Origin of the sequence: Massilioclostridium coli, from assembly GCF_900095865.1 — a bacterium.
In the GTDB taxonomy this organism is placed as follows: domain Bacteria; phylum Bacillota; class Clostridia; order Oscillospirales; family Ruminococcaceae; genus Massilioclostridium; species Massilioclostridium facile.
In genome coordinates this window covers 472,392-497,340 of the sequence record NZ_FMIZ01000007.1, presented here as the reverse complement: position 1 = coordinate 497,340, position 24,949 = coordinate 472,392, and the positions used below count along the sequence as shown (strand labels likewise).

9 protein-coding genes and 1 tRNA gene are annotated in these 24,949 nt (G+C 42.8%); 2 read left to right on the top strand and 8 right to left on the bottom strand.

The window, feature by feature from the left end; all coding sequences use genetic code 11:
* Window positions 1–80: 80 nt before the first annotated feature.
* Both BQ2683_RS07615 and BQ2683_RS07610 read right to left on the bottom strand, forming a co-directional pair.
* On the bottom strand, window positions 81–5,345 hold the full coding sequence (locus tag BQ2683_RS07615) for a family 78 glycoside hydrolase catalytic domain (RefSeq protein WP_069988407.1): 5,265 nt from the start codon (window positions 5,343–5,345) through the stop codon (window positions 81–83).
* A gap of 292 nt (window positions 5,346–5,637) precedes the next feature.
* On the bottom strand, window positions 5,638–7,839 hold the full coding sequence (locus BQ2683_RS07610; RefSeq protein ID WP_069988406.1) for a helix-turn-helix domain-containing protein: 2,202 nt from the start codon (window positions 7,837–7,839) through the stop codon (window positions 5,638–5,640).
* 363 nt (window positions 7,840–8,202) lie between these two features.
* Between BQ2683_RS07610 and BQ2683_RS07605 the strand changes: the two genes are divergently transcribed.
* Together BQ2683_RS07605 and BQ2683_RS07600 are read left to right on the top strand one after the other, a co-directional pair.
* On the top strand, window positions 8,203–12,111 hold the full coding sequence (locus BQ2683_RS07605; RefSeq protein WP_069988405.1) for a family 78 glycoside hydrolase catalytic domain: 3,909 nt from the start codon (window positions 8,203–8,205) through the stop codon (window positions 12,109–12,111).
* A gap of 446 nt (window positions 12,112–12,557) precedes the next feature.
* Window positions 12,558–12,634 (top strand) — tRNA-Arg (locus BQ2683_RS07600).
* 643 nt (window positions 12,635–13,277) lie between these two features.
* Here BQ2683_RS07600 and BQ2683_RS07595 read toward each other — a convergent pair.
* From BQ2683_RS07595 to BQ2683_RS07570, 6 genes are all read right to left on the bottom strand, one after another.
* The gene (locus BQ2683_RS07595) at window positions 13,278–13,991 is read right to left on the bottom strand and encodes a hypothetical protein (protein ID WP_069988404.1); all 714 of its coding nucleotides are present in this window, start codon (window positions 13,989–13,991) and stop codon (window positions 13,278–13,280) included.
* Window positions 13,992–14,328: 337 nt separating this feature from the next.
* Complete coding sequence (locus tag BQ2683_RS13965; protein WP_069988403.1) at window positions 14,329–18,765, bottom strand: suppressor of fused domain protein; 4,437 nt, start codon at window positions 18,763–18,765, stop codon at window positions 14,329–14,331.
* Window positions 18,766–18,840: 75 nt separating this feature from the next.
* Window positions 18,841–19,167 carry a DUF5713 family protein gene (locus tag BQ2683_RS07585; protein ID WP_069988402.1) on the bottom strand — a complete coding sequence of 109 codons (327 nt, stop codon included), beginning with the start codon at window positions 19,165–19,167 and terminating at the stop codon, window positions 18,841–18,843.
* Window positions 19,168–19,186: 19 nt separating this feature from the next.
* Complete coding sequence (locus BQ2683_RS13960; RefSeq protein ID WP_235843902.1) at window positions 19,187–22,405, bottom strand: DUF4241 domain-containing protein; 3,219 nt, start codon at window positions 22,403–22,405, stop codon at window positions 19,187–19,189.
* Between the two features lie 157 nt (window positions 22,406–22,562).
* The gene (locus BQ2683_RS07575; RefSeq protein ID WP_069988401.1) at window positions 22,563–23,678 is read right to left on the bottom strand and encodes a hypothetical protein; all 1,116 of its coding nucleotides are present in this window, start codon (window positions 23,676–23,678) and stop codon (window positions 22,563–22,565) included.
* A gap of 170 nt (window positions 23,679–23,848) precedes the next feature.
* Window positions 23,849–24,490, bottom strand: coding sequence for a TetR/AcrR family transcriptional regulator (locus BQ2683_RS07570; RefSeq protein WP_069988400.1), 642 nt, complete (start codon window positions 24,488–24,490; stop codon window positions 23,849–23,851).
* Window positions 24,491–24,949 lie beyond the last annotated feature (459 nt).

Here is a 24,949-nt window from a genome sequence, read left to right as displayed (position 1 = left end):
ATTAAAATTACAAAAGGCTGGTTTTTTAACCAGCCTTTTGATAATATCGAAAGAAAAATAGAATAGGAACTATTGATTCGTTATTTTTTCTTACGAGTAAGTAATAATGCTGCACCAGCTAAAGTGATCACTGCTAAGCCTGCAATTGGAGTAAAATCGCCTGTTTTTGCTGCGTTTGCTTTTGGTGTGGTAGATTCTTGCCCTGTTTGTGTACCGTCTGCATGATTATTTTCGGCTGGTGTTTCTACTGTTACCAACCCTTTCATTGCTTCTTGTACTCTTGTTGTTGCTACATCTACTTCCTCTTGGCTTGCGTTTTCATCCTCCATCACTTCATTTGCTTCTGTTACTGCTGCTTGCAGTATTCCATAGCTTTCTGCTGTGTAGATGCTTCCATCAATTTCTCCTGCTACCTTTATTACAGTTTCCAAAATTGATTTGTCTGCTTTGAATCTCAATTGCAGCATTCCGCTTAACAGTTCATCGATCGCTGCGTTTACTTCTTCCTGGCTCGCATTGGCATTCTCATAGACTTCTTGTGCTTTTTCTTGAATCCCTGCAAATACTTCCCATGTTGCTGGGGTGTATTCTTCTTTTTGGTATCCTGCACATTCGTCTAACAGTTCTTTTAACTGGCTCTTGTCTGCCAGTTTTTCCAATGCCTCATAGGCTGCTTTCAGGTCATTGTATGCTTTGTCAATTTCCTTCTGCATTGCTTCTTCGTCTGCCAATACCGTTTCCGCATTTGCCAATGCTGTTTTGAAGTTTTCTTTCGCTGCTCCATCACGGTACTGGCTCAAGTCGGTGTCTTTTACCTGGTTATACAGTTCCTGTAAAGCTGTCTTGTCACCTTTTTGGAAGCCTAGCTTATGGATTTCTTTCAGCAAGGTTTGCCATGCAGTGTTTACTTCTTCCTGGGTTGCAGATGGGTTATCATATACATTCTGTGCTTCTTCCAATGCTTTGTCAAAGCTCTGTTGCACTGATGGAATCGCATTGTTGTATTCATCCGTACCTTTCAGACGGTTTGCTTCTACGATTACTTTATCCAGGATGGTTTTATCCGTATCTACAGGTGGTTCTGGTGTTTCGGTTACCACCAATACTGGATGGGTTTCGCCTTGTTCCCAAACGGTTTCTGGATTACCCTGGTTTAGTAAATCAACTAGGCTTCCATCGATGAATTGTTCATTTTCAATGGTTCGGCTGTTTTCAATATTACCAGTATGGCTGGATGCGGTAATGCTAGTGTTTGCGTAACAGTTGATAATAGTACCTTTATTGTTTCCGCTGTCATCCTGATTGTCGCTGACAAATCCGCCAGTACGTCCACCGGTAACAGTAATATCTTTTGCATAGGAATTTTGAATGGTACCATTGCGGTTTAAGCCTAAAAATCCAGCGGCTACACGTCCACCTACACTTACATTGGCATTGATGACATAAGAATTGTCAATCAATCCTCCAGAAAGGGTACCTGCCAAACCTCCCGCACGAAGGTCAGCTACGCCATCATGTGTAATGGTTACGTTTTCGACACCCAAATTTTTTACAGTACCTGTAACAGTACCAAACAAACCAAAGGTTGCGTATTTAGAGGTACCTGGGATGGTGATATTAGATACCACATGGCCGTTTCCGTTAAAGGTACCAGCAAATCCAGCGCCAGAAGTAGTTGAATTGCTAGTGCCAATTGGTGTCCAATTGATGCCAGATAAATCAATATCCGCATTCAGTTCCACATATTTATCTTGAAAACTATCGCCAGAATTTACTGTATTGGCAAACAGCTTAAATTGATCCAAGCTATTAATTTGATATGGATTGGACTCGCTTCCGTCCTGCGCAATAGGAACCAGATTTTCGATTGCGCTGTTTAATAAGTCGGTTGCTTGTTGTACCTGTTCCGCGGTAGCATCTTTGTTATTTTGTACTTCCTGCGCTTTTGCCAAAGCTTCTGTTAAAGCACGGTAAGAATCAGCTGTGTAGAAGAATTCGTTGATATTAGAAGCATTGCTGATCGCTTCTTCCAATTCAGCTTTATTTACAACCGTGCTGGAGAAGCTGTAAGAACCAGATTGCAGTTCAAAGATTGCTTTTCCGTTTTCGGTTCCAATATATTCAATTCCTTCTACTGCCTCTTTTGTAACATCTTTGCCACTTTCATAAATTGCGGTTGCTTTGTCAGAAGGCAAGTAAAGGGTAGCGGTAGTATTTGCTGGAACAATAGCATTGTAGGTAAAGTCATTTCCATCCAGTTTCCATCCACTTTCAATCAAACCATATTGAGAGTTGTAGGAACCATTTGCGTAGGTCATACTGCCACCATATACTGGTTGTAAACTAAAGTGTTTGTATGCAGGGGATGCTGGATCAACTGTGATACCTAGCACGCCACTGTATAGCCATCTGGCAACTGTACCAAATGCAAAATGGTTAAACGAATTCATAGTAGGATTCCCAAAACCGCTTGGGGAATAAGAATCCCAACGTTCCCAGATGGTTGTAGCCCCTTGGGTAACGGGATAAAGGAAGGAAGGAAATTCGGTATCTTCCAATAAGGAATAGGCAATATCTTCATGGCCATACTCACAGAGAACAGGGAGCAAGAAGCCAGTAGAGATAAATCCAGTAGAGATTTTGCCATTGTATTTATCGCTTTGGATTACAGCAGCCAATTGGTCCGCTGTTGCCTGTTTCATCTCATCTGGAACAACATCAAATGCAAGGCCAATGACATAAGAGGTTTGTGTGTTGACAATTGTTTGTCCATTTTCTTTTAAGTAGAATTTTGCCCAAGCGTCTTTAAACCCTTGTGCGTATCCAGCAAACCGTTCTGCATCCTCAGTTTTGCCAATTGCGGTTGCCATCTCTGTCATTAAATCACAAACGTATGCACAGAAAGCGGTATCCGTTAACGCAACTGGTGTTTCTTCTTTGTCCAAAGCAAGCCAGTCGCCATATTGGGTTTGGGAAGTACGCAGGTGGTTTTCATCCCTATCTGCATATAGGTATTCGATATAATTTACCATTTTGTCATAGGAACGTTCGATAATTCCAACATCCCCATAACGGATATACATATTATATGGGATGATAACGCCGCCATCAGCCCAGCCATTATAAGCAGGGTCATTTCTATCATTTGGCGGTGCGCCAGGTGCGCTATTTGGGAATGCTCCATTGTCAAATACACAGTCATTTACTGACATAAGGTACTGGTCAAAAAATGCTTTTACATCCATGTTATAGCCAGAAGTATCTGAGAATACCTGAGAGTCGCCAGTATAGCCATAACGTTCGTCACGTTGTGGACAGTCGGTTGGAATGGATAAAAAGTTGGATCGCTGTCCCCAGTATACATTCCGTTCCAGACGATTTACCAGTGAATTGGAGGATTCAAAGCTTCCAGTATCCTCCATATCAGAGTACAAAACAATCCCTTTTACGCTAACAATGTCTTCCAGGTCAATCCCACTGATTTCGACATACCGGAATCCATGATAGGTAAAGGAAGGACGGTATGTTTCTGGTCCGCCGCCTTTTGCGGTGTAGTAATCATTTGGTTTCGCGTTTCTCAGAGTTCCCAAGTACAGGGTGCCTGGATCGCCATCCGCGTTTGGTTCCCCATTGTTGAGGGCTTCTGCATGGCGCATCATTATTTGAGTGCCAGCCTCAGTATTTACCGTTAATTCTACAACACCGGCAAAGTTTTGGCCAAAGTCAAAAATATGCAGGCCTTCTTTTGGCTCTGTAACAGCAACTGGTTCTAAAACTTCCATTGGTTTAACAGAACCGGAAATCTGTGAAATAATCTGGCCAATCCCCAAAGCTTCCGCTGTGGTTGTGCCAACTTTACTGTAATGATATGGTTTTAAGGTTCTGGTAGCATCGTATACCTCGCCGTTATACATATCATTGCTTAAAATTGGACCATCATCGGTGTATTCCCAACTATCATCCGTTACAATGGTTTGAGTGGAACCATCTGCATAAGTAATGACCATTTTCGCAATAAATGCTTCCTGAACACCTTTAATTTCATATGCGATGGCACCAAGGTACCACCCTTTTCCGATGGTAGCGCTGATGGTGTTTTGTCCATCTTTGATAAGGTCGGTTACATTATATGCCTGGTAAGTGATATGATCTTCATATTGAGTAAATCCAGGGGCAAGCGCTTCATCCCCAGCTTTTTTATCATTAAAGGTCAATTCATATAGCCCTGCCGCAGTGGCGTAAATACGTGCGTTTACCACATTTTCAGCAGTTTGATCCAAGTCGAACTGTTTCCGGAAAATTGGAGCAGCTACCTTACCGGAATAAGTACTTGCTTCGTTTGGAAGGCCAACATTGGAATACCATGGAGCGCTTCCATATGGAACCACTTCGTTTTCATTTGCTCTGTTTGGATATTTCCATATATTGCGGTCGCTGTCATCATAAGAAATAGAGGTATAATCCTCTGTAATATTAGTAGAATTACTAGCCAGCCATGTTTCATCTGTGACAAAAATGTCATGGGTACCATCGGTATAAGTCAGTACGATTTTAGCAACCAAACCGCCATCTCCAACTTGCTTGTTGACAATAGATGCAGTAAAAATATTTTCGCCATTCGGGTTGATCATATCGGTCAAATAGATTACCCGGCCGGTTCTCCAGATATCCCCTTCGTTTGGAATATCCGCAATCTGTGTCCCATTAAAGTGGGCAACGCCATAATCGTCAGCAGTAAAAGCAACATAAGCGTTTTCCAGGGTTTTATTGGCATCTGGCTGGAATTTGAATCGGAAATAAGCGGTTTCTGGCTGAGTTTTTGTACTGCCTGCCCAAATCCAGTTCGCTCCATCCAAGGTTACCAAATCTTTTGGGTAAGGGTAGGTTCCACCACGTACAATCCAATCCGCATCGTCAAATCCACCTGCTAACACGCCCATTTCAAAAGTAGCAGCATCAGAAACCACCTGTTTTCCGTCTTTCTCCCAGATGGTTACTTTCCAATAATAGGTGGTGTATGCTTCCAGAGGATCCCCTGCATAGGTAATGCCAATAGAAACATCTCCTGTTTGTTTTTGGGAATCCCAAACAACATTTTGGAAATTATCGTCTTTGGCAACAACCACTTGGTAAGCGGTTTGTTTTTGTCCTCTGATTGTGGAACTCATTTTCCAACTAAAAATAGGGTTTGGGGTATCAATCCCCATGGGATTCTCCAAATCATTGGTTTTCATCCCCACAATTTGTGTTTCCTGCTCCGATGCAGCAAAACTGTTGATTGGCATAATCATAGTAAACACCATTGCGATTGCCAGCACCAGTGCTAAAATTTTGTTTCTTTTCAACTCTTTTACCTCCATGAGATGATATTAGAGGCTTTCTACACGAAAGCACCATTATTTTTTGTTGTAATGAATTGTCCTCCTTGTGTATCCTAGATTCGGGCAAAACAACCCTATATACAATAACTATTATAATAAAATTTTAGAAAAAATCATATTCATAAATATACCAAAAAATAAGGATAAATTTGTATCATTGCGAAATAATGGATGTGTAGAATAGCAAAAAACAATATTGCTAAACTGTGATGATTTTAAAAAAGATATGCCCAGCAAAAAAGCTGGGCAAACAAATTTATTCTTTTGGTTTGTTTTTCCGCATAGCGGCGGGAGAATTTCCAAACTGCTTTTTAAACAGCCGGTAAAAATGCTGCAAGGTAGTTACACCAACCGATTCAAAAATATCCGCAATTGGTAAATCGGTATTTAAGATTAAATCCCGTGCTTTTTCCATACGTAAGGTAGTTAAATATTGGGTAAAGAAGGTGTTGGTATAATTTTTGAAAATACGCCCCAGATATTTTGGGGAATAACCAAAGATGTTGGAAATGTAGGTAAGGGAAAGGTTAGGGTTGCTGTAATTTTCATTTAAGTAGTCAATCATTTTTTGTTCAATATCCTGTTTGCTTTTGGATTTATTTTGGAAAGAAACCAAATAGCTACAAGCATCAAAGCACAATTGGGAAAGAACCGTCCTAGCATCCGATAGGCTGGATGCCTCTGTTATTTTATTGAGGATATCCTGATAATCAAAAAGGGTCTGGTTGCTGTCAAACGAAGTGATATGACTGATGACATTCAAGGCAATCTGAAGCAGGTAAATGGGGATGAGCGGACTAACTTTTCCCTGGAAATCTTCAAAGATTTGGTCTAACAATTTGGTAACCTTTTCGGTATCACAAGTGTTTATGCTTCCAATTAAAGCAGAGATTGTGTTGGTTGGGAACTCTACTGGATCTACTTCCTGAATTTCCGTAAGGATATTGCCAGGGCCATAACAAATTGACATAAACATATTTTTTTGCATCTCATCATAGGAGTCTTTAATATCCTTTAACTGCGTTTGGGTCTGCCCTATAATATAAGAAGTACTAATTTCGGAATTTTTTAATGCATTTTGGCAATCTGTCAACACCTCTTTTAGAGCGATTGTGGTTGTATCGCCACACAGGATAAAAAACAGTTTGTTTTTATCCAAGTGCACACATAATGTTTTTCCAATTAATCCAAAAATGCTCTCAATTACTTCGCGGCATTTATGGGTTGCTTTTGTATGGTAGGAAATCCGATTATAATTATCAATTTGGCAAATAATAGGGGTATAGGAACCAATATAGCATTGTTCTAATTCTGTAATGGTATCCACATCGGTTTCGATATCCAAAATATAATCGGAAATCGCCATTTCATATGCTTTTTGTTTTGCTTTTAATCCTTTTTGAATCGCTTCATCTAATAATTGGGCGCCATCAAGCTGAGAATTCGAGGTTTCAGATACCTTTTTCACCAGTTTTTCATACGGGGAAAACGCACGGTATAAGATCAATAGGCAGAGGGTACAGAAAATCGCCAGTACCACAAAAATAGAGATGCCAATAATCAATAATGTTGGAAGAATCGCGGAAATAATATCCTGCTTTTGTATTACCCCTACAATATATAACCCCGGTTTTGGCTGATATCCACAACTAACCAAGCGGGATGGCTCATTATAATCAAAGTATTTATTTTCCTCATCAAATGTACTATTTTTAAATTGAGCATCCAGGTCATAATCCTTTAATGATTTTCCAGTGCTTTGTAAAAAGTAATCCGATAAAATAACCCCATCGGAATTCACTAAATACATATTACTTCCAGTATTTGTTACTGTCCCATTCCGAATATCGGTATAAGAGATATTTTTTGGAAGGATAAGCCCGGATAAAATACTGACTCTTGTCACATGAGCGCACAATCCAGAAGCGATATAAGAACCATCCTCCGATATTTTTTGGTAGATCAAAGTACGATATTGAAATGGATTATTGGGGTCCATTTCGCCCTGGGCATTTGGAATCGCTACTGATGAAAAAACTCTGTCACTATTTGAAAAGTCCACTTCCGCACTGCCGTTCCTAGTTCCGAAATAATCCCCTTGTTCATCGTAAAAAACCGCTTCATCCCTTTGGGCAGAATATACCTCAATATATTCTGAAACAGATACATCAGTACGGTAAGTTAAAAATTCCTGTGTATCTTCTGGAGCATTAGAACCATCTAAAAAGTTTTTTAATGGTTCTTCCGTTACTAATTTTACAGCTTCCCTTTTAATCGTATCAAAAAAGCTTTGTGTGTAAGAAGAACTTGCAACCTCAACCGATTGGCTTAGCTTATCCGCCATCATATGTTCAAAATAAGTATAATAAGAAACATCAATAATCGCATTAGATACAATAAAAATTAAAACAAAAACCAATACGATCAATAATGATAATTTTTTAAATACTTTAAACATATCTTTTCCTCCCAAAATTCCTTTTGCATCTATTTTATCATAAATTATCACAAAATGGTAGATTTTTATGAAAAAATATCCAAAAAGATAATGTTGTACCCAAATGTTAACTTGATTTTTTGCCTAAAAGTTAAGCTTTTTCCCACTGGACAATATACAAATTGCATGAAATGGTGCATAATAGCAATCAAGGCGGATGGCTCTCCACAAGTTCGGTATTGGGGTTAAAAAGTATGCTGGACATAAAGAATGGAGAAAAAATAAACCGCAAATATAATGAGAAGGAGGGAAACAGTTTATACCAATTTTGGTATTCGCTTTATTCAAAAGGTAATCTATCATAAAGGAGGAAATTATTGTATTATGAAGAACAAAAAATGGGCAAAAGTTTTATCTGCACTGGTTGCAACTTCATTAACAATGACAACACTAATGGCTAGCATTAATGTATCAGCAACACCAGATACAAACGTAAACCTGAAAGATTTAACTGTTGAATATGTGGATTCCCCAGAAGGAATTGATGTTGAAGCTCCACGTTTTGGTTGGAAAATGGATTCCAACTTGGTTGGCGCAGAACAAACTGCTTATCAGATTGTAGTAAAAGATACAGATGGTAATCTGGCTTGGGATAGTGGAAAAGTAAATAGCGATAACAGTATTGCTGTTGAATATGCAAGCAAAACCCCATTGGCTCCAGAGACAGATTATGTTGTTTCTGTTACCTCTTGGGATAACTACGGAAACCAGGCAACTGCTGACACTACTTTTTCTACGGGTGTAGACGGCTGGGATGATGCAAAATGGGTATCCCCTGGCGAAACCGATTACGCAGTAGCAATGATGCGTAGCCCAAAACAGACCATTCAGGATAAAACTATCAAAAATGCGAAATTGTACATGACCGCTTTGGGTGATTACAAAGCGTACATCAACGGCCAATTGGTTGAAAGTGAAAAAGGCGAAACCGCATTTGATCCAGGCTGGGTAAACTATAACAACTATATCCAATATCAAACCTACGATGTAACCGATTATATCTCTGGTACAGACTTGGTATTGAGTGCTGAACTGGGTAGAGGCTGGTATAAAAGCAGCATCTCCGCAAAAGGCTACAAAGGTGTTGCTATTGGCGGTGAAGGCGATCTTGACCTGGCGATGATTGGTAAATTGGTTATTGAATACGAAGATGGCACAGAACAAACCATCGCTACCGATGATACTTGGGAATACAATAAAAACGGTCCTATCTACAATCACGATTTCTATACTAATGGCTCCTTTGATCCAAACGCTACAACCGATCCAGATAACTTTGTAGACGGCGTTAAATGGGGCGGTGAAAAATACGACGCAAGCAAGGAAGTTCCAGGATGGAATTTACCAAGCTTTGACACCACACAGTCTGAAGACTGGAATGATGTTCGCATCATCACTTATAATGGAGATATCATTTCCAACAACGGTGCAGCGGTTGCTTACTATAATGAAGAAAACAACCAGTACCCTCAAACCAGTTCTTTCACCTACAAAGATTCTGAAATCAACTATTCTAAAGAAGAAGGTGGTACTTCTGAACATGTTCTGGGCGAAGTTGTAAGACACAACGTAGACCTGATGAATGAAGAAGTAACCATTCAACCTGGCGAAAGATTAATTGTAAACCTGGGCCAAAATATGGCTGGTGTTCTGGAAACCACTATGGAAGCAGAACCAGGTACTACTGTCGTATTCAGCCATGCTGAAATGTTAAACGATGGTAATAAAAACCCAGATATGCCAAGAGGCGGTAGTACAGGTCCAGATGGTACCATTTATACTGCTAGCCTTAGAGGTGAAAAAACAGCAGTATACAAATTTGGTGAAGAAGCTGAAGTAACTTATCGTCCAGACTTTACCTTCTTCGGTTTCCAATACGTTCAAATCACTGCTACAAAACCAGTTACCATTAAAAATGTTGTTGGTGTGCCAATTACATCCGCAACCAAACAAACTGGTAACATCACAACAAATAACGCAGACTTAAACCAACTGTTCAGCAATGTTCTGTGGAGCCAGAGAAGCAACTTCCTCTCCATTCCAACAGACTGCCCACAGAGAAACGAACGTTGTGGTTGGACAGGTGACGTACAGCTATTTGCAGGAACAGGTACCTTTAACTTTGATTCTGTAGCATTCCTGCAAAACTATCAGGCAATTTGTGATGATCAGGCTGCTAGTTATAATGACCTTTATACTGCAGTTATGCCTGCTCAACAAGGTTATGGTAAAAATGTAAGTAGTGGTTGGAGTGACGTTGGTATTGTTCTTCCATGGACTCTGTATCAACAAACCGGTGATATCTCTATTATCGAAGAAAGTTTTGACCAGATGGATGCTTACATGGATGCAATTGGTCCAAATGGTGAAGGTTATAATGAAAATTGGTATGGAGACTGGGTATCTTTACAGGCTTGCTCTATCCAATATTTAAATCTTTGTTATCGCGCATACGATGCTCAATTAATGGCTAAAATGGCAGAAGCATTAGGTTATCAAGAAAAAGTTGATAAATACAACCAGATCTTTGATGAAACAAAAGCATTCTTCTTTGAAAAATATGTTGCTGAAAATGGAGACATCCTCAGTGCAACCGCTGATGGCAAATCCGAAGGTGATACTTACCACACCGAATATGTGGATAACTCTCAGACAGCTATTTCCTGGGCACTGAAACTCGGCTTCTACAAAGATGAAGCACACAGACAGTACATCATTTCCAAACTGTTGGAAAGCATTAAAAATGAAGATGGTTCCTTCCGTCCTGGCTATGCAGAAGATACTTTGGCAGTTGGATTCTTAGGCTTAAACGTAATCCTGCCATCTCTGTCCGGAAATGGCCAACGTGAATACGCTTATAAACTGTTACAACAAAATCAATTCCCATCCTGGTTGTACTCTGTAGAACAGGGCGCTACTTCTATCTGGGAACGTTGGAACTCCTACTCGAAAGAAAACAGCTTTATGGAACCTGGTATGAACTCCTTTAACCACTTCTCCTTCGGCGCTTGCTTAGAGTGGATGTACCAAGAAATGGCTGGTATCAGCAGAGATGAAGCAAATCCAGGCTTCAAACACATTGATTTAACACCTTCTATTGATACAACAGGCGGAATCAATGATGTTCAAGCTTCTTATGACTCTTACTATGGTGTAATTGAAAGCGGTTGGACTGCTGAAAACGGAAAATTAACTACTTATAATACCACTGTTCCAGCGAACACAACAGCTACACTTTATCTACCAGTTGAAGCTTCCGCAGTGGAAAACTTCACAAATATCACTGGTATCGAATTCACAGGTATGACCATCCACAATGACATGGAAGTTGCAAGTTTCCGCGTTGCTGCTGGTTCTTATAACTTCGCTGTTAACGATGGTGTTCTGACAGTTTCCTTAGCAGATGGCTACGTTCCAGCTGTAGAAACAAACAAAACTATCTTGAACGATGTAATTGATTACGCAGATGCACAAATGCAAGATGAAGCATATCAGAATGTAATCCCAATGGTTCGTGAAACATTTGAAGCAGCTTTGACAAACGCGAAAAACGTTGCAGCAGATATCACAGCGGATCAGGATACAGTGAATAATGCTTGGAGAACATTGTTAAATGAAATCCATAAACTCGGATTTGTACAAGGTGACAAAGCTTCCCTTGGTAGTTTGATTTCCGCAGCAGGCAGCATCGAAACAAACCTAGACCGGTACGTAGAAGCTGGCAAACAAGAATTTGTTGATGCACTGAAAGCAGCTCGTGCGGTTTACGAAGATGACAATGCAATGCAAGCTGAAATCGACACAGTATCCAGTGCATTACTTGATGCTATGATGGAACTAAGATTTAAAGCAGATAAATCCGTTCTGGAAGATGTTCTTGCAGAAGCAAGCAAACTGGATGCAAGTGCATATACAGCAGAATCTTACAGCGTATTGGAAGCAGCAGTAAATAATGCAAATGCAGTATTAGCAGATGAAAATGCAACCCAAGACGATGTAGACTTAGCCGTAAATGCAGTAAGAACAGCAATAGACGGGTTGGTAGCAGTAGATGGTACCCCAGCTGAAACACCAACAGACAATGGCAATACTGTTGATGGAACACAAACAGGGCAAGAATCTACTACAACCAAAGCAAATGCAGCGAAAACAGGCGACTTTGCTCCAATTGCTGGAATCGCAGCATTGGCAGTTGCAGGTGCAGCATTGGCTATTACACGCAGAAAAAAATAATTAACTAACGTTTTCTTCTTCTCTTTTCTCTCAATATAATACAAAAGGCTGGTTTTATTAGAACCAGCCTTTTGTGATTATTTGTAACAATCCTAGAATATATGCCTACTAATAATTCATTCAAATTTGAAGAAAAAAAGTTTTAACGTTATTTTTATTATTCTTATTGAGAATGGTTTATAATACTTACTTCTCTATTTCATTAAATTACAGTTTTATCAAGGCCAACAAACTCTAAATAAAATCAGATTATTCCAATAAGAATCGTATCTTATTTTCAATTCGTATCGGAAAAGTATAAAATAGTTGCTATAAAAAAACTCTTGCGTTTTTATCACAATTATTATATAATATATAAGATATTTCTGTAACTCAGCTAGATAGATCGTCCACCTCTTAAGGTTGTAATGAAAAAAACGATAGGTAGCAGTTTTAATTGAATAGATGTCTCTGTAGCTCAGCAGGATAGAGCGTTCGCCTCCTAAGCGAAAGGCCGTGAGTTCGAATCTCGCCAGGGACGCCAGACGGAGTCTGGACGCAATTTGCGTTCAGACTCTTTTCTTTCGTTTGAACGAAGATGCTCCCGTTGGTAGCGATATCTTTTTTGTAGCATAAATCCAAACCTATAATTAACAATTCGCGACCGTAGATTTTTTTCTTTATTTTGAACTTTTATTCCCGCACTTGTAGCGGATATCTTTTTTATCAACGCTTCCCAGCAAAGATGCCAAAACTCCTTAATTTATCAAGGTTTGCGGCTTTTTTGTGGAAAGCCTCGGTTTGCTAACATTTGCTAACGAGATTTTACCTTTTGCTAAAAAAGGCGGTAAGTCATAGGTTCGAGTTTTTCCAAAAGAGTTTTCAAACATTCGTTAACAGAAATCGGATGGATTTGCAAATAACATCGCTCAAAAATTTCTATGAACCCTTGTTAATAAAAAAGTGTTTGGTTGCTGTGTTATGTTCTTCTATAAAAAAGTTTTTTCACATTTGTCCATATAAGATAACTGTATTATCATCAAAAATTATTTCACCTAATACTAATATATTGGATTTTTTTCTTTATCCGGCACGACTACTGGCTTTTTAAACAGCATTTGGACGAGAAACGGTACGCTAAGGTACAATTTTTTTATCGTCCAAGCTTTGATGAAACATCTTGTTGCTCATGCCTGTCCCTCTCTTCCTCTGAGAGCATCCTCCAGTTGTCTACTGACGGTATCCATGTAGAGATACACGCCATCCCGATCGCAGTGGTACAAGTTGGAATAGCTCGTACTCTCATTGGGGTGAATGGGGTTGGGCTCCACCACCTCGGTGGCTTCCAGAAGACCAACACCCAGCTCCGCCGCAGCAGTGAGGGCCTTTTTCAGCACCGCAAGCTGTCCACCACTCCAAAGCCTCTCCAGATCTTCCTGTACCTTCGGTTCCTGCTCCAGATTCCGTAAAAGCCGCGCAACCTGCTCTGGAGACAGGTACACACCGGAGCAATAATTTTCTATGATCCGATTTTCCGCCGGGTTAGGAAAGGCAATTGGCACCACCTGTTCCCATGGAGTGAAATACTGCGCATATTCTGGCTTTTCCTCCACCAAAAAGGAAAAGCTGCTCCCACGGGTGTAATAATAATCCCGGAAAAATCCCTGAATTACTGCAAGATAGAAGCCATGGCTCTTGTCAAACAGCTCGCTGGACTCTGTCCCAGCTCCGACCCGCAGAGTATCCAGATATTTTTTTGCATAGAAATCTTCCATTCCATGCTGTGTTGCAAAGATCAGCACCTTTTTCTCCTGACCTTGCTGTATCCATGTAAGAGGGGTAAAGTACCATTCCCGCATTTCTTCTGGTGAAATCGGGTGGAAGCTCACATCGTATCCCATAAAAGTCCTCCTTTCATTTCCACTCAGATAGTTCCTCCAATGAAATAATAATCTCTTGTAGTTCGGTGATTGTATCTTCCTACCTGAAGTGCGGTTTCTTCACTCTAAAACTGGTTTCCCCTAGCTAAGGATCAATCAGATTAAATATGGCTACTACAAGGGATAGATTTTACACCTTTCACTCTGTCTTTTTTCAGGAAGATAGGCTTTTATCCCTCCAAACAACTGCTTATAAAAGATATTATTACAGCAAAGTGCCATAAGGAAGCTGTTTTTACCATGAACTATATCTGAAAAATTTATGTTCAAATATTTATTCACGGACACAGCCTTCTTTCTAATCCCACCAGAAATACCAAACAGTGGATTGCCGCAACACATCTGCCAAAGCGCCCACAGTGGTATCCTCTGGTCCCTGATCGATTACATCGGGACAGAATCCATACAGTTCCACCGCTGTATCCATGGTCTTTTCCTCTGGAATGGGAGTTGGAAGGTCAAATTCCAGTTCATCATGAGTCATGGCAGCAGGAATAGCGCTGTATTGCTCAAACCAATATTTCGCCGCTGCCATCATCTCTGATGTATTGGGACATTCATTCCAATTACCAAAGGGCAGATAGGCAAAAATCTCCCATGGGTTCTTCACTGGGATTTTAGCCAGAATCAGCGGATAGGTCATGTCAGTACTGAAATCCCAGTAGCTGGAGAAACGGTCATTATGATAACCACCTTCCATCTTACCCAGAATTTCTTCCTCCCAGTCTATATCATCGTCCTCAGCCTCCGCCTTGCGCTGACCGATGAGTTCTTCCAGAACTGCCTTTCCATCCTGAACGGGAACATCAAGCATCTTTTTCCGGTATTCCACCACCTTGTCCGGATCAAAGGCATAATCATCTTTACCGTCGCTATCCGGGTCGGAATTCATAATAAGGCATTCCCACAGGATTTCGTCCACCTTGATGAGCACTGGTACAAAGCCCTCATGGATGCTGTCCCGCTTGGCGTAACTGTATGCCGACATGATGGGGTCATCATCCTTCATGGCAGGGAAATACGTGCATTCACAGTCTAAATACTCCATCATAGCCTTGGCGAGTTCAGAGGGTTCCAGAGTATCCTCATCAAAGTCCTGCCCCTGCCAGTTAACGAAACGTTCTTCAATCACCTTTGCTATGGTCTGATAGTAGTTCTCATCAAAGGGAATGAACAGGTATGCCTCATCCTGAATCTCATCGGAGTAATTGCGCTCCTGTCCAATGACACTGATGGCGTAGTTATCAATGTCACTGGGATAATAGGGGCTGTCCATCTCCCCATAATAATAGGAAGCAAACGCCCTTCCCTTTTTGTTGAACAGGGGGCCGATAAGTTGTCCATCCAGCTCATCCCGGAGAAACTCACGCAGATCTACACTGGCAGGATCAGCCTTGACTTGTTTTACCACTTCGTCGTATTTCTTCAGAAAATCCTCGTCCATTAAGTCACATTCCATGCACCAGCGCAGGTAGATGGCCATGTGGTTATAGGCATTGATTTCATCCACTGGCAGATCCTTTTCCTGAATAGTTTCTAGATGCCAGATTGCATCGTCCATTTCCACAACATAATCTCCCTCGTCATTACCGCTGCAAAGAGTACCTCTAATAATAGCGTCCTGGCGGGTAGGATTTACTACGAAGCTGATGCCTTCCATTTTGTCTAGTAGAGCGTCCGCATCGTGTTCCAGTTTATACTCCAGTTCATCCCGATAGAGAGGAATCACCTGATAAAAGTTGACCTCCTCGCCACCTGGCAGCAGACAGAGGCGACCACTCTCTTCGGTATTTTGAGGATCTATTAAGATCGCAGCGCAGAGCTCCGTATTCTCTGTGAAGGACGTTTGCTTGTCCATGGTGTGCCCAAATCCCAACCAGGTATCGCTGGCAATCGGCAGACGGGCCAATACCTTTAGCAGTCCAACGGGCCAATACCACTGCTCATCCTTCATAGATTCCTCATCTAGTTTCCAGTCCGTTGGCAGAGCGATAGCCAGTTCCGCCCGTTCCAGCTTATATTCTGCCAATTCCTCCGGCACATTCATACGGTGGGCTCCCATTCCCATGGTGACCAGTGTGTAATAGTCCCGCTCCTCGGAGGGCGGCACCACACAGATGTCCACATGGATGTCAGGAGAAACCAGCTCATGGAACACATGATCGAACTCTCCAAAGGTTCTCTTGATATGTTGCTCTACCGCAGACATTTCTTCTCCAGTATAAAGCTCTGGTTCATTGTTTTCTACTGAGGACCAGAAGGAATCCTCTACCTCTGTTCCGTCTGGATTGAGGAAAATTTGGAAGTATTCATCCATCTCCATCAACTTGTAAAGTAGACCGATGCGATAGTCCAATCCAATCAACACGGTATCCAGGCGAGCCGCCCTGCCATCAGGATGATTCCGTTCCATCCATTGCCCGTTTTGAAGCCAATTCTTCAGCTGTTTCAACCAGTCTGTGCGCAACTTAGACATTCCACCCTCATTCATCTGAAATACCAAATCTACAGTACGCTCGTTTACCAGATAAGGAAACTGGGTATAGGGCGAATTGGGCATGTACTGTTCCGGTTTTGGACCAAAGATAGCCCAAAAGCGTTCTAGCCCTTCTTGGTTGACTGTCATACAGGAGATAGAGTATTGCTTATCATCCGAATCCTCATCCATTCCCTGCTGGAGGGTTTGATCGGCATCGGGATTAATCCAGTGGTACTCCATTTGTTCCAGAGACGCTCCATCCTCAATTTCTTTTTTCAAAGTCAGAAACTCATAATCATTGGGTTCTAATGCAAGACCATGGGATACTGCCTCCAGAGCACCGGTTTTGTTTCCAAAGTGACTGCGTAGCTTGCCTACTTGTAGCCAGATCCATGGGTAGTCCGCCTCTTCCTGAATGCCTTTTTCTGCATAGCTCAGTGCTTCTTCCAGTTGTCCGCAGTACATTAAGGCCACCGAATAGCGATAGTACCACATGGCGCAACCTTTGGCATTTTTCTCCGAATTCTTCATCCATTGGGCTGCCTTGTAGTAATACCGGTACACATCCAGATTATTGCAGGCAAAGGAATACCACAGGGCAATCTGAAGATCCTGCTCAGCCTGATGTTGGGTGAATTTTCCTTCCTGTACACCTTGTTCTATAAAGTTCTCCAACCAGCTGAGCATCTGCCCAAAGTAGCCCGAAACTCCATCGTCAAAAGATTCTATCGTTTCTATGTCCTCTACCGACAGCAAAGAGCCGGTTTCAGGATCAATTTCTGGCTCTTTTTCCTGCTCCCACAGACGGACCGCCCCCACATCCCGGCGGAATACATGAAAGCCTCCCCAATTCAAATCGGTTTCGGAAAAGAATTCTCTGGCCGCATCTAGCACAGCAGGAAGATCCCAGGCAATCAAATCCAAATACCCATAGTACAATCCTGTGGCGCCACCTAGGAAAGTAACTGCATCCGCTCCGGCGCGTTCCTGAATAGCTTCTTGCAGAGCATCCCGGAATTGCAGGATCTGTTCAGCTCGTTTTTTCTCTTCAAACCCAGTTAAAGGATAACACAAAAAACCAGCCACAATACCATTCTTATGGTACTCATCCATCGCATCGCTCTCGACACTCATATACCCATTGATCAGAACTGGAAGGCGATTAGAACCAATGTAGACATCCATCCGCCAGTCGGCATCCGGATCCTCTACTGGCTTTAGCTCATAGCCAATATAACTGTTGTCCAGGTAGTTTTGGGCATCATCCCACAGCTGATACCCCATATCACGAAGGGTGATACGCAGAGCGGACAGCATAGTGGATACCCCCTCCTTGGGCTGCTCCATCAGTTGCAGATCGTTGATAAGTGCGATTGCAGACACTTCTCCCAAGACCTGATCAGTGAGTGTATAGGCCAGCCACCATGCTTTCTCTGCATCATCTTTCATCAACGGCAGCAGCTTTTTACTATACAGGGACAAGGAGACGCAATCCTGTTTTTTGTCCACCCAGACCTGCACATCCTCTGACCGGATCTCTGTTTCCCCTGCCCGGAGATAAAACCCTTCAGATATCTGACGTCCCACCAGAATATTCCAGTGCTCCAGCACAGATTCCGGTACATGGCGCTGGAAGTAGACCAGAGGGAATAGTTCAAGCCGATTTCCATCAGCGCTAAGAATTAGTTCATATTTTTCTCCATTGAAGCCCAGTTCAAAAGAGGGAGATGTAAGGGCAATCTCCAACACCTTACCGCACTTCTCCATCATCTCTTCGCCCCGCTCCCGCAATTTATCGGTGTCCATAATCTTGCGCAATTCCCCTTCAATTCGGACAAAAGCGTTCCAAGCTTCCTCCGTTCTCTCTCGAAAATTCTTCTCAAACCTGGGCAGAGCTAACCGGCGGCGACAGTCGTCGATGAGGGTCTGAGTGTCCTCATCTCCGGGGCGGGCTGCCAAAGCTTGTTCAAAATACCGTAGCGATAGGCCTTCCTGGCCCAAGTAATAATAAGCATAACCTATACGAAAATTCCAGCAGTGATCACCCTGGAAATATTCCTCATGGGGCTTCAGTAAAGTTATGGATTTTTCAAATAGTTCCCGATCCCCAGGATCTGCTAAGTTGCTGTATGCTCGAGCCAATTCACTGTCCATTTCGGGCGTGCGCTTCTCAGCGGGGATGTCCTCCAATGTGTCGATAATTTTCTGAAATTCGTCGTTCTCATTCCATTTCTGGCATTGTTCCAGCAGATTCATAAATCTTTCCTCCCATATCTGTTGTTTTCTACCATATTGCTTCTTATGTCTTCACTCATGCTTGAGGTAAAGCCATTACCAATCTCTCTCCCGAATGGCCTCCTCAGTTTCGATGGGAATACCAAACCATTCCAAGATGTATGCTACTGTTTCTCCTATGCAATCACGGGCTACCGTTTCGATTTCGCTGTCATTCTCGTCAAACTCATCTTGTAAATCATTGATAGCGCAGATCACCTCATCCAACTTTTTCTGCACAACCTTAACATTGATTTCTCCGCTCTCCAACAGATGAATCACTTTTTGAAGCTCTCCTCTCACTTTGTCTACCAAGAAGTCGGGAAAATATTCATCTTGGTACATCTCCTTTAATAGCTGATACTGAGGATCAAAGGGTTTCATACTGCTCTCTCCTTTCCATTTATTCTTCATAGGCTTCTGTAATATCAATGAAATGAATATATACTCCACATACCTTATTCTCTGTATCATAACCAAAATAGACTGGGTAGACGCCATCACCCCAGCCGGAAGCAAAGATGGGGAGATCGCAGTCCGTCCCTGGCACCGTCCAGAGGAGCCAGTCACCGCCCTTTCTCTGGTATTTAGGGTGTGTTTTGGCGTTCTCCTCCAGCAAATCACAAAACAGGTCATTGTATGGGTCGATGTCCGGGTTCTCCTCCAGCTGTTTCGCCCAGTATACTTGAAAGGCTTTCTGCAATTGGATATCTGCGATGCAACCCATACCAGCGTCTACATCAAAACCGAAATATTCACCATCTTCCAATTCTTCATCTAGATCCTCGTTGCCCACCATGCCCAACTCACACCGGACTGGCTTCTTATCGCTGACAACTATCTTAACACAAGCATAGCGGTCACCGTATTGTTCACTGGGTACCACACAGATTTTCACTGGGTAATTCCCAGCTGGAATAGTCTGGAAATAGGGTCGTGCATTTTCCAACTCCACCAGTGGATCACAGGCAAAGATCGTTCCAGTAGGAAAGCGGACTACACCCATGTCCAGCACCGCTACCATCATATTCCCGATAACTTTTTCTGTAAAATAGGCATCTAGGTCGATCTTACAGACCAACTTGTCCTTAATTGCTTTGTATTTATTTATCCATTCTGTTGTAGGCATATTAGGTTCTCCTTTATCAGATAATTGATTTGTCTCTAGCACCACCCGGATGATAGGACGAAAGAAATCATAGTCATTGTCGAGATCTCCACTCTCCTGTACCTCTGGTTTGGCATGAGGGGAACATGGCAGATATCCAATTAGCGGTCCCATACCTCCGCAGATATTACAGCCGCCATCCCCACCGCAGATAGTAAACGTATTGGCCTTCACTGCCTCCCTCATATAGGGATCATAGCCAATGGATAGACCAAAGAAGTTCGGTTCTTCCATGTCATAGGGTCGGTCATTACCTTGTTCCCCAAAGTAGTGAATGTGCATGGCATTATCCAATCCATCTCCCCATGGAAACAGGGTGCGACATCCACCCCCACAGAGATAGGACCACTCGTTCGCTGTTGGTAGAGAAAAGCCCTTCTGCCATAGCCATTCCTGCAAATTGGAGTAGGTCACCTGGTGGGAGATCCAGACCTGCCAATTGTCCCCTTCTCGTTTAAAGCGGACGTGTCCCACCAGTGTCAGGCTATCCTGCCCAGTAGCAGCAAATTTCTGGAAGGATTCCAGCCACTCCGGAAGAAGTCGGGAATCGTCCCATTCTACCTGCTCCCATCCGATCTCCTCCAGTTTCCGGCCAACAAGCATAGGATTGATAACCGCCTGGCGTACTGGTGACATTTTCTTTTGAATAAATTCCTCTAGAGAATCGTTATATTCGATTTCCTGGAAAATGTTGTCCAATTCCTCCTGTCCAGTTTGATTCAGCCCTACAGCAAACTGCTCCCAACCCAGAGTAATGGTATCGCCGGGAACAAAAACGAACTCCCGTCCATCCTGTTCAAAAACCCCAGTGGTACAGAGCTGTCCCCATCGGTCAAAGGTTTCTATTCGCAAAAATTTTAAGTTATAATGCTCTGCTATCCGCTCCATCAGCTTCTGTTTTTCCTTCTTAGGGAGTTGATTGAACTGAGGACGAAGCAGTGGGTTTCCTGCATTAGGGCAGTCATTCCTATCCTGTAGCAACTCCGACGCCTCACTTGGCAGAAAGAAGGGCAAATTTGGGTATATCTCCCGATACTCCCGCCAAGGTTCTAGTTTGTAGTGCTTATTCACCGTCCGCAGGAAACTCCAGAAGTCGGTAGGATAACGGAACACCGGCCCTATACCATTACGCAGGGTGACAATGACCACTGTACCATCGGTAAGCATTCCGATGTGCTGCATCTTTTCCCCGCCAAACATTCCCGGTCGGATACGTAATATCTCTCGGGTATCCATGTTGATGAGTTGAGCAAAGTCATCGGAAAGGATTTCTCCATTTCCCTGTACCAGCAACCATCTATCGGTGAACCAGCGCAATTTTAAATCCTCGCCCATACCGGGCAAAGTGGCAATACGGCAGTGCCCGGTGTCCATGTCCAACTCCAACAAACATTCCTCAATCCGACCTTTATCGCTAATACTGTGAATCATATAGATACAGCCTGTACCGGGGACGGGAACTGATTCAGAAAGGTGATCATATCCAGCTAGGGGGAAAGAATGCTCAGTCACCTGACCATCCGCCCAGCGGTAAATAGTTCCCTTATACCACTCATTAGAAAAGTACACTCGACCCAGACCATCCTCCGTGATGCCGCAGTGGTAGGTGCCACTCCAGCCGTCCTTGGGCAGCGGCCAGTTCTGTACATCCTGACAAGTACCTCGATCAGTAAAGGTGATCCGTGTGGCGTTTTGGGGATCACCCACCCAGAGGGAATGATCTGTCCAGTAAAAAGATTTCGGCGCTCCCTCATATCCGATGGGAGAAGGCTCAAAAAAGTTTAAGGTATTGGGATTTTTGCATAGCAATGCCTTTCCGATCATTCCGCTTGCGGAGGCCTTTGAAGCGGCATACAGCCCGGTTTTATCCGAATAGGAAATATCCCCGAAATGGCATAGGCTCATAGAACGAGTCACTTTAGGCGGACGGCAGCGCAGATCCACCACACAGCCATATTTCCATTCCTCGGAATGAGTGCTTTTCCATTCCCCAGCCGCAAAATCCCCTGCCAGAGAATTGAAGAAATAGTCGTGTTCGTCCTCAAGGAGATATTCCTCGCAGGGCATCAGCACCTCAGGGTCTTGCTCCTTAGCATAGTCACCCCATTTTCGCCCCTGCTGTTTCATCAGGTGACAATATTGCCCCTGTTTTTTGCAGTAGTGTTCCAATTCACTGCGTTCTTCCTCTGGAATCAGGACAAAAAGATACTCGTCCTCATTGTCCAGGTTATACAGTGCCCAGCCGAAGGCAGACAGTTCCTGTCCCAAGGCTGCCGTCCCTTTTTCGTGGGGCAATTTCATATATTGGACACCAACGACATCAAAGCGTTCCTCCAGCAGCGCCGGTACCTGTGCGCCCCATTTTTTTCGTAGTTCTGCCAAGGTATCCTGTACGGCTCCATCATATTTCAAAATATCTAACGCATCCGCTATTAGTTCTGCAAAATTTGACATCAGCTGCCCTCCATATTCCTTCATGTTAGCGTAAGAGATACCTTTTTTCAGAGATCCACTTCTGCCAGAACTGTTGGATCAGTATCCGGTTTGTGGATTAGATGGTATCGACCATTCACACCATCGCATTTTAGTAAACTTATAATATCTCATCCTCTCAAGTCTGCTGATGCTGCATGGATATAATATGGCAGTCCGAGCAAAACTCTATGTAAAGTGTTCCTTCTGTACCATCCATCAGGGTATCCCACTGAATCTGTGCCAGATATTTCATAGGCTTTCCGCAACACGGGCAGGCGGTGTATTCCCAGTCCTGCACCCAGTTGGCAAAACCCCCGATGGTGTTCACATCGTCACAAGCAGCACCGTAAAACAAAGGCACTGGCGCTTTGCCCAGTACAAAGAGATTCTCGGTAAGAGAGTTGTAATCTTCCGTTTGGATATAACATTCCATTTCATCCGATCCGTCAAAGAGTTTAGAAGGAAAGACTTCCACACCGCCGTCCAGAGTAAAACGGTTGAAGGCTGGATCTTTCAAGAAGCCCACACAGTTGGGGCAGCAGGTGGCGGTCAAAATACCGTTTATCCCCAGAAATTTCAGCCGCTCATCTCGACCATCCAGTACCAGCATATCCATCATTCGCCCGCTGCAGTGGGGGCAGGTGTCCTCCCGTGCCCGACCGATGTGAACTGGAGATGACTCGCCGTGTACTTCCTTAACCATGGGATAGCAGGTATCGAAGTTAAGTTCTATCCGTTTCCCTTCTTTGTCAAAGGTCCATCCGCCGCACTGGGCGTAAATGGATGGATCTACATATAGTTTTTTTCGCCAGGGATGTGGATTCTTTTCCAGTTCCAATAGTGTTTCCTGCGCCCGATTATCTCCCTGCATAGCGAGACAACACATCAGGTTTGATGCTTCGCTGGAATCCTCTGTAGACAACAAAGCATGGATTAGACTGTCCCGCACATCCTCTGGAGCACGATAATAAAGTTCAGAGGGATAAAACACCTCTGCATCCAGTGCTGCCCGCTGAATCTCAGGGGTAATGGCACCCTGGTAACCGAGCAATTGCCAAAAGTCGGTGAACTCCGGGTCCTCCATATCTGCCAGGCGTTGGATGTTTTGAATCAGGCTTTTCTGTTTCTCTGCGATTTGTTCCGATGTCCAGACCAATACAGCCTTTCGTTCCTGTTCAGACTTACATTTCCAGCATAAACCATCATAGCCTAAAGGGGTCCCACAGCGGGGACAGGTATATTTTAACCCCATATTCTCTAACTCCTTTCAAATAACAAAAAAGCCCTACGCCGTACTATCGTAAAGATAGATTGACGCAGGACATAAAAAGCCGCACAGAACCAGTAGCCGACTCCAGAAAATCGGCCTTTTTCAGTGATTGTATTATTGAATCGATTTGTACCCTCATAAGGGATCTCTGATTATTTCTGTACATTTTCTTTCACTCTATTTGTTCTTTCTTTTACCCGCTGCATTTCATCCAGCAGGGCATTGATTTGAAACTCCACCATATCCTCTGCCACTTCTGGAAACAGGAAGGGCATAGTATTTGGTATTGCCTTGTAAACCATCATCATGGACAGGGCCAGGTTTCCAAAGAGCCTTGGTTCTATGCTGTCCACAGAAAGGCCAAAAATCACCAGTAGATTGTTAAAGAATTTGGTTTGATCCTCACGGAATATCTGAAAATTTTCTTGAGAGAGGCAGCGGTAAACCTCTTGTTCTTCTTCAATCGACAGAACGGCGATGCCCTTCTTGTCACCATAAGCGCAGGTCTCTAAAAAAGTCCGGAGACCTTCACGCCAACTGAGTGTAGGATCTTTCATCAACTGTCTAGCATATTGTAGTAACTTGGGTTGCTGATACCGAAGTGCCTCCAATATCAATTCTTCCTTAGAGGGAAAAAAGGTGTAGAAAAAGGTCTTGGAGATACCTACTTTTTTACACAAGACATCAATACTACTATGGATTAGCCCCCGATCCACAATGCATTGGATCACAGTGGTCAGCAAAGCATTCCGTACCTGCTCCCGCTCCTGTTCAGAATAGGCTTTTCGCGCCATGTCTTTCTAGTCTCCCCTCAAAATTATAAAGAATAAAATTTTAAATTAGTATTTATATAATAACTAAATGGAAGCAAATATGCAACTATCTTTTTGAAAATTTTTTATGAACTCAATATCTGTATGGTTTCAATATATCATAGTAAGCAATACTTGTGGCTATTCATCCACCACAAACTGCTTGTTGAAAGCAACGCACTCACATTCTTTCTGTGACCGTGCGTTTTATAAATGTTTTTAACTAACACGAGCTTATTTTTGGTCAGGCGAGTATTCTGATTTCTAGCGGCAAACGATTGATATTAAATACTGTTGATTATAAATCATTACAGCAGATAGGTTTATTTCGCTAACAACCAACACTTACAGGTATTAGCTTCTTATATAAACGAAAACTTTTACTTTAATTTACAGTATTAAATGTCCCTGAAAAAATCATCGAACTACCAGTCACTATGG

Excerpts from the sequence above, each read along its gene's own strand:
- BQ2683_RS07610 (WP_069988406.1), bottom strand. The coding sequence starts at position 7,839 with ATGTTTAAAGTATTTAAAAAATTATCATTATTGATCGTATTGGTTTTT.
- BQ2683_RS07585 (WP_069988402.1), bottom strand. The coding sequence starts at position 19,167 with ATGAAACCCTTTGATCCTCAGTATCAGCTATTAAAGGAGATGTACCAA.
- BQ2683_RS07570 (WP_069988400.1), bottom strand. The coding sequence starts at position 24,490 with ATGGCGCGAAAAGCCTATTCTGAACAGGAGCGGGAGCAGGTACGGAAT.
- BQ2683_RS13960 (WP_235843902.1), bottom strand. The coding sequence starts at position 22,405 with ATGTCAAATTTTGCAGAACTAATAGCGGATGCGTTAGATATTTTGAAA.
- BQ2683_RS13965 (WP_069988403.1), bottom strand. The coding sequence starts at position 18,765 with ATGAATCTGCTGGAACAATGCCAGAAATGGAATGAGAACGACGAATTT.
- BQ2683_RS07595 (WP_069988404.1), bottom strand. The coding sequence starts at position 13,991 with ATGGGATACGATGTGAGCTTCCACCCGATTTCACCAGAAGAAATGCGG.
- BQ2683_RS07575 (WP_069988401.1), bottom strand. The coding sequence starts at position 23,678 with ATGGGGTTAAAATATACCTGTCCCCGCTGTGGGACCCCTTTAGGCTAT.
- BQ2683_RS07605 (WP_069988405.1), top strand. The coding sequence starts at position 8,203 with ATGAAGAACAAAAAATGGGCAAAAGTTTTATCTGCACTGGTTGCAACT.